This window comes from Streptomyces sp. NPDC002125 (assembly GCF_053593715.1).
In genome coordinates this window covers 479,583-496,963 of sequence record NZ_JBSFDD010000003.1, presented here as the reverse complement: position 1 = coordinate 496,963, position 17,381 = coordinate 479,583, and the positions used below count along the sequence as shown (strand labels likewise).

The 17,381-nt window shown below is 69.7% G+C and carries 12 protein-coding genes and 1 pseudogene; 3 read left to right on the top strand and 10 right to left on the bottom strand.

The window, feature by feature from the left end:
- Positions 1–78: 78 nt before the first annotated feature.
- The 4 genes from ACWCQM_RS08085 to ACWCQM_RS08070 form a co-directional block, all read right to left on the bottom strand.
- Positions 79–564, bottom strand: a complete 486-nt coding sequence (locus ACWCQM_RS08085) for a hypothetical protein (RefSeq protein ID WP_450914456.1) — start codon at positions 562–564, stop codon at positions 79–81.
- Positions 561–1,724, bottom strand: coding sequence for a hypothetical protein (locus ACWCQM_RS08080; RefSeq protein WP_450914455.1), 1,164 nt, complete (start codon positions 1,722–1,724; stop codon positions 561–563). The genes ACWCQM_RS08085 and ACWCQM_RS08080 overlap by 4 nt, the downstream gene beginning before the upstream one ends.
- A gap of 519 nt (positions 1,725–2,243) precedes the next feature.
- Complete coding sequence (locus ACWCQM_RS08075) at positions 2,244–2,675, bottom strand: hypothetical protein (protein ID WP_450914454.1); 432 nt, start codon at positions 2,673–2,675, stop codon at positions 2,244–2,246.
- 427 nt (positions 2,676–3,102) lie between these two features.
- Complete coding sequence (locus ACWCQM_RS08070; protein ID WP_450914453.1) at positions 3,103–5,157, bottom strand: tetratricopeptide repeat protein; 2,055 nt, start codon at positions 5,155–5,157, stop codon at positions 3,103–3,105.
- A 242-nt stretch (positions 5,158–5,399) separates the two neighbouring features.
- On the opposite strand from ACWCQM_RS08070, the gene ACWCQM_RS08065 reads away from it, so the two are divergent.
- Positions 5,400–8,678, top strand: coding sequence for an AfsR/SARP family transcriptional regulator (locus ACWCQM_RS08065; protein ID WP_450914452.1), 3,279 nt, complete (start codon positions 5,400–5,402; stop codon positions 8,676–8,678).
- A 452-nt stretch (positions 8,679–9,130) separates the two neighbouring features.
- On the opposite strand, the gene ACWCQM_RS08060 is transcribed toward ACWCQM_RS08065, so the two are convergent.
- A complete protein-coding gene (locus ACWCQM_RS08060; protein ID WP_450914451.1) occupies positions 9,131–9,700 on the bottom strand; it encodes an AAA family ATPase in 570 nt (189 codons plus the stop codon).
- Entirely contained in the window at positions 9,697–10,227 is a 531-nt protein-coding gene (locus tag ACWCQM_RS08055; RefSeq protein ID WP_450914450.1) for a GNAT family N-acetyltransferase, read from the bottom strand. Before ACWCQM_RS08055 ends, ACWCQM_RS08060 begins: the two co-directional genes overlap by 4 nt.
- 202 nt (positions 10,228–10,429) lie before the next feature.
- Between ACWCQM_RS08055 and ACWCQM_RS08050 the strand changes: the two genes are divergently transcribed.
- Positions 10,430–10,678, top strand: coding sequence for a DUF6243 family protein (locus ACWCQM_RS08050; RefSeq protein ID WP_450914449.1), 249 nt, complete (start codon positions 10,430–10,432; stop codon positions 10,676–10,678).
- Between the two features lie 82 nt (positions 10,679–10,760).
- Here ACWCQM_RS08050 and ACWCQM_RS08045 read toward each other — a convergent pair whose 3' ends face one another.
- Both ACWCQM_RS08045 and ACWCQM_RS08040 read right to left on the bottom strand, forming a co-directional pair.
- The gene (locus ACWCQM_RS08045) at positions 10,761–11,525 is read right to left on the bottom strand and encodes a polysaccharide deacetylase family protein (protein ID WP_450914448.1); all 765 of its coding nucleotides are present in this window, start codon (positions 11,523–11,525) and stop codon (positions 10,761–10,763) included.
- 242 nt (positions 11,526–11,767) lie between these two features.
- Positions 11,768–12,367 (bottom strand): hypothetical protein, encoded by a 600-nt coding sequence (locus ACWCQM_RS08040; RefSeq protein WP_450914447.1) that lies wholly within the window; start codon positions 12,365–12,367, stop codon positions 11,768–11,770.
- 279 nt (positions 12,368–12,646) lie between these two features.
- Here ACWCQM_RS08040 and ACWCQM_RS08035 point away from each other — a divergent pair.
- Positions 12,647–12,904, top strand: a pseudogene (locus tag ACWCQM_RS08035) (DUF1838 family protein); the annotation flags it as partial.
- 228 nt (positions 12,905–13,132) lie between these two features.
- Here ACWCQM_RS08035 and ACWCQM_RS08030 read toward each other — a convergent pair.
- On the bottom strand, positions 13,133–15,439 hold the full coding sequence (locus ACWCQM_RS08030; protein WP_450914446.1) for an esterase-like activity of phytase family protein: 2,307 nt from the start codon (positions 15,437–15,439) through the stop codon (positions 13,133–13,135).
- 530 nt (positions 15,440–15,969) lie between these two features.
- Positions 15,970–17,181, bottom strand: a complete 1,212-nt coding sequence (locus ACWCQM_RS08025) for a S8 family peptidase (protein WP_450914445.1) — start codon at positions 17,179–17,181, stop codon at positions 15,970–15,972.
- Between the last annotated feature and the right edge of the window lie 200 nt (positions 17,182–17,381).

The following is a 17,381-nucleotide window of genomic DNA, read 5'->3' as shown; positions in this document are numbered from 1 at the left end:
GCCCCACGGCTGCCGGACCCGGGAGCAGGGTGTGGACGGCCGGGCTCCACGAATGTGCCCCACGTGCCCCTGTGCGATTCAGCCGCCCGAGGCCTCGTGGGCGTACGGCCATTCCCGCAGTGACCGCCCTGCCACCAGCCAGGCGTGCACACACGACGGCAGCAGCGACTGCTCCGAGGAGTCCTGGCACCGCCGGTAGGGGCGGTGCGGTACGAGGAACGGGGACCGGTCGGATCCGCCTGCCAGGATCCAGCCGTCCGCGCCCCCGGCCTCCGACAGAGGCACCGCGGCGATACCGCAGGACGGATGGGCCGACGTGAGACCGGCCAGTCGGCGCAGCGCACCAGCGACCGAGTGAGCCCGGCTTCCCTGGAGCACGTCCGCACAGTCGAGCAGGGAGGGGTCCCGGCAGCTGTCCACGTCCACGACGAGGTGCTCGTCGATGACCGACGCGCGGTAAAGACGGTGCACCGACCTCAGCCGAACGCTGAAGGACGCGTTGTCGCACCGGGCCAGCAGGACGTCCGGAAACGGGCTCGCCTCGACCACGACGAAGCGCTTCACGCCGATTCCTCCCCACGGCCGGCTGCCCACGCCGCCGGCGGCAGCGGCGTCGGCAGCGGGACGGTCAGCGGTTCGTGAGCGGGCTGTCCCATCCTCAGGAGTTCGTACATCAGCTTGCGTGTGTTCCGGTTGAAACGGCCGGGCTCCGAGGTGATGCGGGCCCGGATCGGGGCGTACTCCTCGTGCCGGTACACCCGCGCCGCATAGTCGAGCTGGTCCACCAGCGGGTGAGTGGGAGAGAGCGTCGGTGCGTGGGCCGCGAGAGCAGCGGCCGGCGACGAGGGATTGATCTCCCGTTCCGGAGAGGTGGTCAGCAGAATCGGCGCCCCGGTGAGCGTCCCGTAGAGAGTCACCGATCCGTGGTCGCCGATGATCAGGTCCGCAGCGACCAGGATGCTGCGCCAGTCCGCCTCCGGGGGCACGATCGCGATCCCGCGTTGTTCGCACCGAGCCAGCCACGACCTGACCTGGTAGGCGCCGTGTCCCGCCCACACGTTGGGGTGGACGAGCAGCGCCGTACGGTAGCGCCCCGACGGTAGTTCGCCGATCAGCCGAGGCAACAACGTGTCGAACCGGCCGAACGACGAGTGAGCCCCCCACGTTGAGACCGAGACGACGAGTTTCTGTTCTTCGGTGAGCCCGAGCGCCCGGCGGTAGGCGGCGCGCAGCGGCAGACTGGCCACGATCCGGTCGTGCGCGGGATCACCGATGACACGCGCCAGCGGGAGCGCCTCCGGGCAGCTGCGTGCGAGCTCACGCAGTTCGGAGTGGTGGGGCACGCCCACGGCGGCGGGCGGCCGACCACCGGGCATGAGATCCTCTCGGCGCAACCCCGCCACGCCCGCGTGTGCTCCCTCGGCCACCCTCTTCAGGTAGTTGGCTCCGTGCGGCAGCGTGATCAGTGGCGCCTCTATGCGCTCCACGCCGCGCGGTCCCATGGCGAGTGCGAGGTCGAAGGTCATGCGGGTCGCCTGTTCCCACGGCAACACGGCGCTGCCCAGACGTGCCAGGAAGGCGGGCACGTCGTCTCCGAAGGCGTGCGGCGGTGCGGTGAAGACGACCTGGATCCGGAAGTCGGCGTCCAGCAGGGAAAGGACATCGAGCAGCCGCTTCCCGTACGTGACCGTGTGCACCACTGCCAGTACCTTCTTGCGACCCACCAGTGTCAGCCACTGCCGTGATTCAGCAACACCGGCCCCCGCGGTGGGCGTTTCGAATCTGTTCGCCGTGCCCGTCATCGTTCCGAGACCACCTAACGCCGTCATGGCGTCCCCCTGTTGGCTTCTGTCCGGCTGTCACGAACTGCTTCTGTGACCTGGATGCCCGGCGGGTGGGACGGAAGGCTCGACGAAGCCTTGCGAGAACCTTGCAGTGCTCTGCCACCGGCGGCGGCGTCGACGCACGACCGATCGAGTGTGGTCCCGGGGGTAGCGGGACGCACACGCGCCTGCGCGAGCTGTAGCGCGTCCACCGAGTGCCGCCGAATCTCGGCACCTAGGCTGGAGAGGGGCGGGGCAGGGCCTTGCGCGGAAAGAAGGCGCCCTGCCTTCACTCAAGGCCGGCCGAAGGCACGCCAGTGTGCGGCGTCGATGCCCACCGGGACTCCAATGCGTACCTCCGACCGACGGCGGGCTCGCACGCAACCAGGTCGGCGACCACCCGGCATGCGGATGAATCGGCTACTCAGGCCTCGAATCCCCCGTGTCGCGGGTCATGTGGAAGGTGAGGTCGGAGAAGTCGCGGCCCTGGATCACGGGACCGTTCTGCGTGCCTCCCGAGACGCTGTTGTGTGCTTCGCCACCTGCCGCTTGTGCCCTCCGCCACCACTCGTCAAGACGCAAGCGGAATTCCTCGTCCAGGGCCGCCCGTACGTGAAGCGCCGTCGCGAGCGCCTGCGAGCGGTTCGGATCGGTGCTGTCCTCCTGTAGCGCCGCGAGCTCCAACTCGCCGGTGCTGACCCGAGGTTCCCCGGCCTCGTCGGGCTCCGGAACCGGCCCGCGCCGGAACGGGCGCCGCACGAGAGCCGTCAGCCCCACCCATGCCTGGCGGCCGGCCTCACTGCCTGCGCTCCCGGCCAGTGCTGCGAGGGCCGCTGCCGTGATCGAGTCCATGCCGGGCTCCCCGTCGTCGATGTCGTGGCAGTCAAGCCTAGGTCGGGAAAGCGAAGAACTGGGTGGTTCTGGCGGATTCCTCGACCGGCGGGAGTGCGCGACCGTTGGTCGGGTGCGCCGAGTGTCGCCGACACCAGCGGGACGACCGAACGGGTGCTCGGTGAACCCCCTCCGTTCGCATCTGGCGGGCTACGGCTTCCGCCACGTGGCCGGAGACGTTGTCCGTGAGCCTGCGTAGCTCCGCCACCTGGTCGGTGGGGGCGTCCATCTGGCGCCTGAACTGGGGAAACGGCCCTGCGGTGGACCTTCTTCCGGCGCTGTGGAAGCCCTCTCTTGTCCGCTGTCTACCGCCCCGAAGAGCACGGCGGGGGGTCACCGTCGCAGACCGGGACCGGGCAGCCGATGCGGCTCGGTCTCTCCTGCCGGATCACCCGCCCCCGCCGAGCCGGAGCGCGTCGGCGGGGCTCGTGGTCTCGAACAGAGTGAGGGCCCGCCCGAGGAACTCCTCCGCGCCCGTCCGGTCGCCATGCTCCGCGGCGCTCTGCCCCAGCATCTCCAGGGTGCGGGCCTGCCAGAAGACCGCTCCGGATCCGTTGAAGACCTCCAGAGCCTCTTTCATCCTTGCCATACCCTCCTCGTACGCCCCACCCCGGACGCCGGCCCGCCCCAGGAACGCGAGGGCACGCGCGGCGTCGTGGGGATCGTTCACCGCCACCAGCGCGGCATGTGCCCGGGTGAAGGAGCCGACCGCCTCGGCCGGGGCGTCCTTCGCGAGTGCTATCTCACCGAGGGTGGTCCGGGCGAGGGCCGCACCGCGTGGGTACCCGCAGGCCTCCCACACGGAGATCGCCCGGTTCAAGTGGCCGACGGCGTCGTCGAGCCGCCCGGCCTCGCGATGACACGCGCCGAGGCCCAGCAGTGCCTGGCCCTCGTCCCGTGGGTCACCGGCCTCCCGCGCGGCCCGCAGGGAGTCCCGGTACCAAGCCGTCGCCTCGTCGGTGTGGCCGGCGGCCCCCAGCCCGATGGCCCCGGAGTTGAGCATCTGCCGCTCGGCCTCCCTGTTCCCGGCCTGTCGGGCGGCCTCCAGACCGATCTTGTGGGCCTCGATCCACTCGGTGTAGTGGCGCAGACGCAGGAAGAGCGGCCACAGGGCATCCACGAGCATCCAGCTCGTGTCGTACCAGCCCCTGCCCGCCGCGAGCCGTACGGCCTCCAGCAGTTGCGCCCGATGGGAGTCGAGCCAACCGAGCGCCGCGATGTCGTCGCCGAACGGAAGCGGAATCTCCGGCCGGTACGCATAGATCCTGGGAAGGGTGAACTGAACCGGCGTCAGCCGCTCCTGCGCCGCCGTCGCGGTGTACAGGCACCCGTCGCAGAAGCGCCGCAGCGCTTCCTCCTGGGCGGCGCTCGTATCGTCGTCCACGGCGCGCCCGTGCGCGTGGATCCGTAACAGGTCGTGGAGGCGGAAGCTCTCGGGGCCGATGTCCTCCACCAGATTGGCCTCGACCAGCTCGTCCAGCCGGCGCACCGCCCACTCCAGCGACTCACCGCAGGACACTGCCGCGATCACGGCATCGAAGGTATGCACGGGGAGCAGACCGAGCGTCCTGTACAGGCGGGCGGCTTCGCCGCTCAGCACCGCGTAGGACGCGTCCAGGGCCTTGTGCACGGAAGTCTCCCCCTCCACGTCGAGCGCGGCCAGCCGGCCGCCGTCCGTGTTCCGCGCGAGGGCGTCCACAAGCGCGCCGACGGACTGCCTGGGCCGTGTCGCGAGGCGGGCCGAGGCCAGGCAGACCGCGAGCGGCAACCCCGCGCAGAGCGCCACCAGGCGTTGCGCTGCCGGGAGTTCCCCCGCGACGCGGTCCACGCCGATCCCACGGGTGAGCAGTTCGACACCGGCTTCCGTGCCGAGCGCGTCGAGCTGGTGGAAGCCCGCTCCCTGCATGCGCAGGCCGGTCAGCCTTCGGCGGCTGGTGACGACCACGAGGCCGCCCGGCCCGCTGAGCAGCAACGGCCGCACCTGGGCAGCCGTGAAGGAGTTGTCCAGCATGATCACGATCCGCCGTTCGGCGGTGAGGGACCTCCACAGGGCGCCCAGTTCGACCGCGTCGGCGGGCGGAGGTCCGGCACCCAGCGCCCGGAGGAACTGGCCGAGGACCTCGGCAGGCCTCGCCGGGTCACCCGCCGTGTGCCCACGCAGGTCCGCATACAGCTGCCCGTCGGGGAACTCGGCACTCAGCGCCCGCAGCCATTTGGACACCAGAGTGGTCTTGCCGATTCCGGCCGGACCACTGACGACGATCAGCGGCAACCCCGTGGCCCGGAGATCGTCCAGGGCCTCCAGATCGCTCTCCCGGTCGGTGTAGTTCGCGGGAACAGGCAACAGTTGGCGGGGTGGCGCGGGCCGTGCGGGCACCACCGGAGTCTGATGGAAATGAATGCCGCCGCGCACCTCACGGGCCTGGACGGTAGGACCGTACATTCGTGACTCGCCACTGATCTCATTTCTGTGAGGCCCGTGCGAGGCCGTACTCGAATCACTCATCCATCCGCCCCCGGAGATCAATTGCCGAATGTCCGAACTCCTTCGCTTTCTACCCACGCGTGACTTGGAATGACCGTCGGGAATGAGACGGATCAGGCCAGGTATGCCAGCGGTGTATGGCGGAAACCCCCACGTGATGTCATGCTCGTGAGCTATACGACGGACCAGCGGGGGCGCTGGTGGAATTCCAGATTCTCGGACCGGTGGGGCTACGGCTGAACGGGCACTGGCTGGCGCTCGGATCGGACAAGGAAAGGGCGTTGCTGGCCGCGCTCGCTCTCGACGCCGGCCGCCCTGTCGCAATCAGCCAGCTGATCGAACGCCTCTGGGACGGCGACCCTCCCGCACGCGCACGCGAGAACACGCACACCTATGTCTCGCGTATCCGCCGACAACTGCGGGCCGCCGGCTCGGTGCCGGACGCGCCCACCATCATCGGGCGAGCGCACACCTACACCCTTCGCACCGGGCGCGACGCCGTCGACTGGCAGCGCTTCCGGCGGCTCGTCGATGCCGCGTTCACCAGTGACAGTGACACCCGGACAGGTGAGCTGCTGACTCAGGCGGAGGCGTTGTGGCAGGGCGAGGCGCTGTCGGGCCTTCCCGGCTTCTGGGCGGCAACCGTGCGCCGGACACTCTCGGAGGCGCGGCTGAGCGCCGGTGTCTCACGCATCGCGGCCGGACTGCGGCTGGGGCGCTTCGCCGATCAGATCGCCGAACTCTCCGCGCTGGTCGAGCGGCATCCCGGACACGAGACCCTGCTCGGTCAGCTGATGCTCGCCTGCTACGGCAGCGGACGGTACGCGGATGCGCTCAGCATCCACCAGCGCGCCCGGCAGTCGCTGATGGCGGAGTACGGAGCCCTTCCCGGCGCCGAGCTGAACATGATCCACCAGGGCATACTGGCCCGCGTACCGGCACGTGAACTGGTGCACGGCGAACGCCCGGCGCGCGCAGCCGCTCCCGTCGGTTCCGCCGCCGCCACCCCACTGGCACCACGGCCCGAGGCCAGCGAGCCTGCCCGGCTTCCCCCCGGAGCGCCGCCACGCCGCAATCTCCCCCAGCAGCCGTCGCTCGTCGGGCGACGGGCGGAGTTGCGGGCCCTGACCTCGGTGATCGCCGAGGAGGGTGCGCATGGCGGATCGGTCGTCACCGTGGAAGCGGTCAGCGGCATGGCCGGGGTCGGGAAGACGGCCTTGGCCGTCGCGACCGCCCACGTGCTCGCCGAGAGGTACCCGGACGGTCAGCTCTACATCGATCTGCGCGGTCACTCACCCACCCAGGAACCACTCAGCGCCAGGTCTGCGCTAGCGACGCTGCTGAGGTTGCTCGGTGCGCCGGCCCCTTCCATCCCCACGGAGCTGGAGGGGCGTACCGCCCTGTGGCGAACCATGCTGGCCGAGCGCCGTGTGGTCATCGTCCTGGACGACGCGACCGGGCCCGAACAGATCGGCCCGCTGCTGCCCAGCGGTTCGCCGTCCTTGACGATCATCGCCAGCCGTCGGCATCTGACCGGTATCCCGCAAGCGCTGTCCGTCCCGCTCGACGCCCTGCCGGAGGAGGACGCCGTCGCGCTCTTCCGCGACTTCGCGGGGGAGGAACGTACTCATGACCGTGCGGAGACGGCGCGGATCGTCGAATTGTGCGGATACCTGCCCCTTGCGATCGAATTGGTGGCCCATCGCTTCCGGGCACGTCAATCGTGGACGCTGACCGTCCTCGCCGACCGCCTCGCCCGAAGTCCCGGACGTCTGAAGGAAATCCGCAGCGCGGATCAGCAGCAGGAGATGGCGCGGGCGTTCGATCTTTCCTACCGGACTCTCGGCCCGCAGCAGAGGACCGCGTTTCGCCGTCTCGGGCTGCATCCAGGCCCCGATTTCACCGCCGCGGCGGCAGCCACCCTGCTGGGTATGCCGCAGGACACGACGGAGCGCCTGCTGGAAGGGCTACTGGCATGCCACCTGCTCAGGGAGCCCGTGCCGGACCGCTATCGCTACCACGACCTGCTGCGCGAATATGCCCATAATCTTGCCCTTTCGGTGGACAGTGAGCAGGAACGCCGCGAGGCCGTAGCCCGGCTCACGGTTTTCTACCTCACGGCGACCGACCTGGCGGACCGCACGGCATACCCCCACCGACACCGCGTGCGGCTGGACTCATCGACGCCTCCCCCGCCGGCGACTCCGTCGCCCTGGCCGGACTCCGCCGCCGCGCGGTCCTGGCTGGTCGCCGAACGCGGCAACCTGCTGGCTGTCGAGGAGCACGCCCGGCGCAACGGTGCTCCCGGGCAGGCAGCCCGCCTCGCCGGCTGCCTGGCGGGTTTTCTGCTGTCGGAGTGCCACTGGCAGGACGCCAGAGCGCTCCTGCGGCAAGCCGTCGACCACTGGGAACGGACGAACGACAACGCTCCGGCCCTGTGCCAGGTTCTGACCGATCTCTGCGCCACGCACGCCAGTGTCGGGGACTACGCCCAGTCCGCGAGAGCGGGGGAGCGTGCACTGGAACTCGCGCGTGCGCTGGGCGATGAGCCTGCCGAAGCCGAGGCCCTACGGGTTCTCGGCACACTGAACTGGCATCTCGGCGAGAATCGCAAGGCCCTCGCGCTGCTCCAGAAGTGTTTCGCCATAAAGTCACTTTCAGGCAACACCTGGGACAAGGCCCGGAGTCGGAACAATATTGCGGTGACGCTGCTTTTCCTCGGAGAGCGCGAAAGGGCGCTCACACATTTCCGCAGCGCTCTGGAAGGATTCCGCGAAGCCGCCGATGGCACGGCAGCAGCCAAGACGCTGAACAACATCGGGGAATTACAGGTACAGGCGGGGGAGTTCGCAGCCGCACGCCACTCCTTCGAGGAATCTCTCTCTTTCCTGGAAGTGGACGGAAGCCGATACGACCGTGCGACCGTACGGAGAAACCTGGCCGAAGTCCTCACGGAGGCGGGCGAGGCGGCACCAGCACTTGTCATGTTCAGCGAAACCCTCTCGGAATTCCACTCTCTCGGCGACCGGAAGAGCCAGGCCGAGACCCTGGTAGGAATCGGCGAGGCGTACTGGCGACTCGGGGACGTCATGGAATCCGGTCGACGCCTTTTCGAAGCACTGCATATCGCACAGGAAATCGGAGCGACCCACCACGAGGTCCAGGCCCTGCGCCGCCTCGGACGGGCGGACTTCGCCGACGGCCAGCTGGCTGTCGCGACGGACCGACTACGTAAAGCAGTGCTCATCGCCGCCCGCACCCATGATGTCGACGAGGAGACCGCCTCGCGAACCCTCCTGGCGGAGGTCCGGCTCGCGGCGGGAGACATCACTGATGCGCACATGACATTGCGTCAGGCGTTCGAATTAGTGAGGAATCGGGACGGCATTGATGCGCGTAGAATCGCTCGTCGCCTGATTGAAATCGAACGCATATATGAAATCGTGCCAGACTCCCGACCCTCCACCCGGGACGAATAAGGCGGAATATCGCCTTGGCATATGCGAAGTGCAGACCTGGTGATGGTCTGATAATCTCCGCATCCTCTCAAGATCCACAGGAAGGGAGGCCCCGCACGTGCGGAGAATCCTGGCGGCCACCACCCTCGTTTGTCTGGCCGCCTTGGCAGTAGGGACGATGACGAATGTTGCAGCTGCCTCCCCGGTAATCGCTAAGAAAGTCGGCTGCATAATGATATAAAGCGGCTTCACCCATTTTCAAAGGTGATGTAGCTGGCAACGACGGCACGAAAAGGCCCGCCGCCCTCGGCTTTACGCTCCGAATCGATGACCGTCGAAAAATGTCCAGCGGCAGATCAAAAAAAGCCCCAGGCCCTCGGCCGGGGGCTTCTTTGTAGCCCGGGCCGGTCAGTCCCGTCGTCGGAGGATGACGAGGAGCCGGTGACCGCCCCACTGGTGCTTGGCTGGATAGCTCACAGCAGGCGGAACCTGAATCGCCGGGCGGCTTCCGCAGGTGTGGCGCCCTGTCCCCGGCCGGGGACGTCGTACACGGAGGCAGCACCTTCCACGCGCAGCCGGGCACCGTTCGCATCCCGCCTCATGAGGGCGGCGTAAGCGCTGACGTCCGCGGCAGAGACGTCGGTCCTCTCCCGCTCCTGGTTCTGTTTGAGAAGGTCTGCCTCGTCCTGGCAGAAGCGCAGCACGGTCACCGGTGCGCCGAATCGTTCGGCGATGGCCGCCAGGCGTGCGCGTGCCCGGGGTGTGACGTTCGTCGATTCGGCGACCGCGATGCGGCCCGCAGCGAGTCTGTTGCTGAGCCGGCGGTCACGCTCGTCGAAGACCTGCGCGTCGATGATGTCGGACGCGGCGTCCATCGCCTCGCCCTCGCAGAACTCCGCACGGATCTCGTCACTGGAGACAACGGCTTCCGGGTCGAGACTGCCCTGGGCGACCAGCTCACGGACGAAGGTGGTCTTGCCCGAGGCCGGCGGTCCGACGAGGACGACGAGTCCTGTGGGGACCACCGTCGGCCCGGAGCTCATCTCGCCTGCTCCGACGAGGAGGACAGGTCCCTGCGCATCAGCGTGCACACGGTCTCGTACCGGCGCAGCGAGCCGTCCGGTGCCTCCACGTCCCAGGCGTCCGGCCGGCTTCCGTAGGCCGCGTACCCCAGGCGTTCGTACAGCGTCCGGGCGCGTGGGTTGCTCTCCTCCACCCCGAGTTCCGCACGCCGCAGACCGCGTGACCGGATGCGGTCCTCCGCGGCGCGGATGAGCAGGGTGCCCAGACCGCACGACTGGAGGGCCGGGAGCACCCCGAGCTGCCACAGCGTTCCGGCACCGGCCGCGGGCTGGTAGTCGACACCGCCGATCGCCACCGGAAAGCCCGCCGGAGTACAGACCGCCAGGTAGTCCACCTCTCCGGCCGCCGCACGCTCCAGCTCGCGCGCCACCTGCCCCAGATGGGCCGCCGAGCCGGACCATGCGCAGGCGGTCAGATCAGCGGGCGTCAGATCACGGACGTGGACACGGACGACGACCTCGGCCGCCCCGGGCGGCGAAAGACTCATGCCGCCATCCCAGCACTCCGGAGAAGATCCGCACAACGGAATTCGGCGCGGGCACGACCCTCGCACGGGACCGGGTAACGTCTTTGTCATGTGATGTACGAGTGAGAGCGTGACGGGCCCTGCTGGCGTGCCCCTCGATGTCGCCGCACCCGTCCCCCGCAGATGAGTCCGTAGATCACTTCACAGCATTCCGGGAGAACGCATGACCGTGAGCAAGAACATCAACAACCCCGTGGGCATGGGCGGCGGTCAGCGCAAGCGGCTGTCCCGTGCCGAGCGGCAGAACAACGGCCCGCACCGCAACCTGGACCGCAAGGGCGCCGCCGACCTCAAGGCTGAGCTGGTGCGCAAGATGCGCGAGAAGACCGGTGCGGCCGAGGGTGACGGGCAGACCGGTGCGGCCGAGGGTGACGGGCCGACCGGCGGCGAGGAGCCGTCGACGACTACGTGATCCCGCCTCGGCTGTCCCGGACGCGCCGCCGTCGCCGGCGCTCAGCGGGGTGACCGCCCCGTAGGTCCCGCCTGCTCGTCGGTCAGCGTACGGGGAAGCCGAAGGTGTAGCCCTGCTCCTTGAGCCAGGGCAGCACCTCGCGCAGGGCCTCCACGGTCTGGGAGCGTTCGCCTCCGGCGTCGTGGAAGAGGATGGTCGGCCCGTTGGAGATCTCGGTCTTGACGGTCTCGACCATGGTGTCCGCGCCGGGGTGCTCGAAGTCCTTGGTGTCGACGTTCCAGCCCAGCGGACGCATGCCCCGGGACGCGGCGAGCTGCCTGCTGTACGGGGTGAAGGCGCCCCCGGGGGCCCGGTAGTACGCGGGCCGTACGCCGCCCGACGCCTCGGTGATCATGCGCTCGGCGTCCAGGATCTCCTGGGACTGGTACGCCTCGGACTTGGTGTCCATGGTGGTGTCGTGCGAGACCGTGTGGTCGCACAGCCGGTGCCCGTCCGCCACGACCTTCTTGACGAGGTCGGGGTAGGCCTTGGCCTGCGTACCCACCATGCAGAACGTGGCCTTCACGCCGTTGTCCTTGAGCAGTTGCAGCACCTGGGGCGTCCAGGCCGGGTCCGGTCCGTCGTCGATCGTGATGTTGACGCCCCGGTCACCTCGGTCCGACGCGTGCGCGATCTCCGCCGACACCTTGGCCAGGGTCTCCGGCGCCGCGGCCCGCGCCTGCGGCTGCCGGCCTCCGGCGGGGTCGGCCTGCGCGGTCCATACGGAGGTGGCGGCGGCCAGCGCCGTCACCCCGAGTCCCGCCGCGAGAAGCTTGCTGTGCCATCCCCTTCCCTTGTGCTTTGCCATGACCGCCCGCCCCTTTGCTGCCTCCGCCGATGCCGTGCCCTCATCAAGTCACACGAACACCGCTGTGAGCAGCCCCTGTTACGGATCGCGGACGAACCCGGGGGCGGCCGACGACAAACGCGGGAGTTCCGCGACAGAGGGAGGGTGCGACGGGCCGGGGAGATGCGGGCCGGGCGGACGCGGAGGAGCCCGTCAGCGTGCTGACGGGCTCCTGTGAAGGCCGGGCTCAACCTGCGATCAGGTCAGATCGTCGGTGTGTCGTCGACGATCTCCTTGTGCGGTTCGATCACGAACTTCCAGCCGTCGCTGGGCTCCAGGAAGCGCACCCGGGTCGGGTAGATGTCCAGGGCTCGGCGGTCGCGGTTCTGGTTGTTCGTGTTCTTCCGCGCCCGGGCCGGCTCCTCGTAGAGGTCGATCTTGACGTCCGGCACCTCGACGGTCTCCTCGCTCCAGCGCTGGACGATTCCCGCACCGAAGGCATCCCGCGCGGCGGCGTAGAGCGAATCCAGAGATTCCTTGTTGCCGCCGGGAACGAAAAGGGCGAGGTTCAGGAGGACACCGGCACTCTGGAGAACCTCGATCTCTTCGCCCGCCTTGTCGGCGATCCAGATCCCGGGCTCCTCGGAATTGTTCGGAAGGACGTGAATTTCCTTCCCGAAGACCGTCCTCGCGACGAAGGACCCCCCTTCGAAATTCTTACCCGGCTCGGTGAGAAAAGCCGGGGCGTAGCAGTCGAGAGGGAGGCCATCCATCTCCGCCGAGACGAAGATGGCGTCCTGGAGGCCCAATTCAGCAACGTCTTCGGCCGTGAGACGTCGAGCCGTGACCTTCTCGGTATTCACGCCATTCCCCTTTTTTCGTGGCGTCCTGTAAATTCATTAGGACTATATCACGAAGGTGGACAACCCAGCCCCTTTACACGCCTTCGCGCCGACGAAAATACGGTGAATCTTCCAGGCGCTTTCCTGCACAAAAGGCCCAGCGCAAAGCGCCGGGCGCACATCTGTCGCGGTGCGGAAGAAAAGAACCTTTACGGTCCTGGAATTCGAGCAGCAGCACCCCGGCCGGTTCCTGGCCGCTTTCCGCCCCGCCGGTGCAGGGGGACGCGCAGAGTGGATGCCATGACGACGACACCCGCGGAGCTGCTCCGCTCCTTCGCCCGCACCCGTGCCTCCCTCGACGGTGAGGAGGTCACGTACTGGTGGTCGGGGGACGTGTACTCCTGGGCTCCCGACGAGCCCTACCAGCGCGTCTTCGGCTTCGAGGGGCTGAATGTCGCCCGGCTCGTCCAGGACGCCGAGGCCGGTCAGGACGCGTACCAACTGCTCACCCGCGAGGCCGCGTTCTATCTGGACCCCACGAGCCGCGAGATCCTCCAGCCGCCGCGGTAGCCGCACCGGCCCCCACACCGGTGTGCGGCTGCTCGGGCCCGGGTGCGGCGTGTGCGGCACCCGGGCCCGGGTCGCGGACTGTCCGTCGTACGCGGGTCAGTCGCGGCCTGCCCGTCGTACCCGGGCCCGGGTCGCGGACTGTCCGTCGTACGCGGGTCAGTCGCGGCCTGCCCGTCGTACCCGGGCCCGGGTCGCGGCCTGCCCGTCGTACGCGGGTCAGTCGCGGCCGAAGATGCGCTTGCTGGAGCCGAGGCGCAGGAAGACCGTTTCGCCGGTGGCGTCGGAGACTCCGTCGTTGTCCGTCACGGCGTAGACCTGGCCGTCTCCGCCCACGGTCAGGCCCTCCAGCTTCTCCTGGGTCCAGCCGTTCGTCGCCCGCAGGTCGGGCAGCACGTCGTGGGCCAGCGTCTTGGGCAGGACGCGCAGCGGGCCCGAGGGGGCGGCCGACGCGGGGAGGGCGACGGTGTAGATCCGCTTGACCTGTGCCGACGGGCCGTTGAGCTTGTCCCGTTCGATCAGGGCGAGCTTGTCGCCGACCACCGTGATCTCCGAGAGGCCGATCCAGTCGCCCGGCGTGTCGGTGGTGCCGATCCGGTAGCCGTACCAGCTCCAGGTGCCCGCCCGGACGTCGTACCGGCCGAGCCGTACCGTTCCGGCCGGGTCGCCCTTGACCTCGCGCTGAAGCGTGGCCCAGACGACCTCGTGGCCCTTGCGGTCCGTGGTGGCGGTGACTCCCTCGAATCCCTGCTTCGTCAGGCCCGCGGCGACGTCCGCCGGGAGCGTGACGACCTGTCGGGTCACCCCGTCACGGTCGAGCCGGACCAGCCTGTTGCCGTCGCCCGTCGCGCCCTCGACCGCGAGCCAGAACCCGCCCTGGGGTCGGGCGAAGATTCCTTCGGCGTCGTAGCCGACCGGCCGGCCCTCCGCGTCCTTCACCGTGAGCGCGCGGGTGATGACCGCCGGAGTGCGTGACGTGTCCAGGGTCAGGACGCGGGTGTCGTCGTACGCCGCGTCGGTGACCGTGTACAGCTCGTGCGGCCTGCCGGGCACCGCCGACAGGGCGCCGAGGGCACCCCAGCCGATCGGCGCGCCCGTGGAGTCGGGGGCGGACACGATGCCCGGGGCCGCGGCTGCGGGGCCCCGGCCCAGCTGGAACAGGGTCACCGAGGCCCGTACGTTGACCGAGGCGTCGTCCTCCTCGCTGGAGACCGCGAGCAGGTCCCGCGACGGGATCGGCAGGAGGCCCTCGGGGCCGTTGGTGGTGGACAGGACCTGGCGGAAGACGGGGGCGGCCGGCCGGGTCAGGTCGTAGACGGCGACGAAGTTGCTGCGTTCCGATCCGACGAAGGCGTAGCGCACCCCGCGGAAGGTGGCGACCACGACGCCCTCGGGCTCGGTGCCCTTCTTGCCCGCGCGGTCCTCGTTGTGCAGGCCGTGGCGTACGGCGATCCGCTCGAAGCTGCTGCCCGCGTCCCAGGCGACCTTGCCGGTCCGGCTGTCGAAGACGGACCAGCCGCGCGTGCCGCCCTTCCAGTCGCCCTCGTTGGCGGTCGCCAGATAGCGGTCGTCGACCCAGCTGACGGCGTCGGGCTCGCGTGCCACGCCGGTGATCGAGCCGGTCTGGTCGATCACGCCGTCCTTGGCCGTGTCGATGCCCCGCACCGTGGCCGTACCCGCGCCGAAGGCCTTGGTGATCCGGCCCGTCGGCAGGTCCACCAGGGCGATGCCGTTGTTCTCCTGGAGGGTCACGGCGAGCTGGTTCCGGCTGTTGACGGAGACGTACTCCGGTTCCGGGTCGGTGGGTTCGGCGATACCGGCGTCGGCCAGCATGGGGAGCGCCGTGCCGTCGGGGCGGGTCAGCGGGACGGACCGGAGGCTCCAGCCCTGGGGCTTGCCGCCCTTGAGGTCGACGATGCGTACGAAGCCTGCCGGGGCCTGCGGGAGGTCGCCCTCCTCGCCTCCGGGCGGGGTCGCCTCCTCGTCGCGCTCGTTCTCGATCGCGATGGCGGCGTACCGCTTGTCCTTGGTGACGGTGATGGAGTCCGGCTGGCCGCCCAGGTCGAAGCTGGTGACCCGCTTGCGGTCGCGCAGCGAGATGACGTCGAGGCGTCCGGACGGGGTGGTGTAGCCGGCGCTGGTGTTGACCACCACCAGGACGTGGTCGCCGACCACGGCGACGGAGGTCGGCTCGTCCTCCGCGTCACCGAGTTCGGCCAGCGACAGCGTGCCGAGCCCGCGCGGCTCTCCGGGCCGGCTGATGTCGAGGAAGCCGATCCGGCGCGCGAGCGCGTCGGTGTAGATCAGGGTCCTGCCGTCCTCGCTCGTCGCGGAGATCTCGGCGACGGTCGCGGCGGACGGGTCCTCGCCGGCCGGCCGGTTCTGGAAGACCGGGTAGGTCGCGGTGCGGTCGAAGGCGAGGGGCCGCCGCGTCTCCTGGTGGGCGCTCGCCGCGCCCGTGACCGCCAGCGTGCCGACGGCGACAGCCACGGCTGTGAGCGCGGCGTAGGTTCTCTTCGGGGGCATCGTTTCTCCGTTGCGCGACAGTGACGGAGCGAGATGGTCCCACCTGCGGGCGAGCGTGGAGCGGCGTCCGGGTGAACAGCGCGTGTGCGGCCGGGTGGCGGTACGGGGAAGCCCCGGGCCGCGTGGTGCGGTCCGGGGCTTCCCCGTCGTTCGCGGCGGGCGTCCAGGGGTGTGCCGGGCCTGCGAAGTGCTCCGGCGGATGCCCGTCCAGGGGGTGGTGCTCGGTGTGTACGGTCCTGCGGTCGGGTCTCCGTGGTCGTTCTCGATGTGCGCGCTGCCCACCGTGCGGGGTGTGTGCGTCCACCCTGCGCGGTGTGGACGACCAGCTTGCGGCGCGGGGATGAGCACCATCTGAAGAACACCTGTGAATGCGCTGTGGGAACCGGCGGACCATGTCCGAAGAGGGCCGGGAACGGCGGGAGCCGGGGCCCGTACGGGGGATCGCCCCGTACGGGCCCCGGCACACGGGTCCCCGGCCGTCGGTGGTGTCACACACACGGGTCCGGGAGAACCCGCCGGACACGCAGGACTTACGGGACGAGCCTGAGGAGCTTGTTCGGGGAGCCGGTCCCGACGCCGGTGAGGACGTTGGCCGTCGCGCCGTTCACGAGTGCCGAGGCCACCGTCGCCGGGCTGGCGCCCGGGTGGCTCGTCAGGTAGACCGCCGCGGCGCCGGAGACGTGCGGGGCGGCGAACGAGGTGCCGTTGCCGGTGTAGGTCGCACTGTCCGAGGTGTTCCAGCCCGCGGTGATGGCGGAGCCCGGCGCGAAGATGTCGACGACGGGGCCGTAGTTCGAGTACGTGGCCCTGGCGTCGGTCCTCGTCGTGGCGCCGACCGTGATCGCGGTGTCGACCCTGGCAGGTGAGTAACCGGAGGCCAGGGCACCCGAGTTGCCCGCCGCGATGGAGTAGGTCACCCCGGACGCGATGGAGCGCCGTACCGCGTTGTCCAGCGTGGTGCTGGCCCCGCCGCCGAGCGAGACGTTGGCGACGGAGTTGGCCACGTGGTTGGCGGTGATCCAGTCGACTCCGGCGATCACTCCGGCGGTGGTGCCGGAGCCGTCGTTGCCGAGGACCCGGACCGCGACGATCTTCGCCTTCTTCGCCACACCGTAGGTGGTGCCGGCGACGGTCGTGGCGACGTGGGTGCCGTGGCCGGCGCCGTCCTGGGCGGTGGCGTCGTTGTCGACAAAGTCGTAGCCGTACGAGGCCCGGCCGCTGATCTCCTGGTGGGTGATGCGCACGCCGGTGTCGAGGACGTAGACGGTCGCGCCGTTGCCGCCCGTGTCCGGGTAGGTGTACGTGCCGCTCAGCGGGAGGCTGGTCTGGTCGATCCGGTCGAGGCCCCAGGGCGCGCTGGTCTGGGTGGCGGTCGAGTGGACCTTCTGGTCCTGCTCGACCGAGGCGACCGCCGGGTCGGCGGCGAGCCGCTTGGCCTCGGTGCTGCTCAGCGTGGCGGCGTAACCGTTCAGCGCCGACGCGTAGGTGCGCTTGATCGTGCCGCCGTGCTCGGCTATCAGCTGCTTGCCCTCGCTCGCGGACGCCTTGAAGCCGGCCGTCTGCTTGAGCGTGACGATGTAGCTTCCCGGCACCGCCCCGGCCGCCCCGGCGTGCAGGACTCTGCCTTCCGGCTGGGCCGCCTGGGCGGGTAAGGCCGCTCCTGCTCCGACTGCGAGTGCCACGGTCGTCGCGGTCGCGATCGCGGCGGCGATCCGCCGCTTGGTGTTGCGCACTGCTGCCATCGAGAGGTCCTCCTCGAACGGTGGCGCGCCACTGGGTCCGGCGCGCCGACGGGTGCGGCGTACGGGGTTCGTGCGCCGCATCCGACGATGGCCGGGGGCGTTCGGGAGGGGCAAGGATTCCCGGGCAGCTGTCATGACCGCGCCATATTGTTGACCGCGCGTCCATCCGGCGCCACACAAGGCAACACAGGCTTCGCACA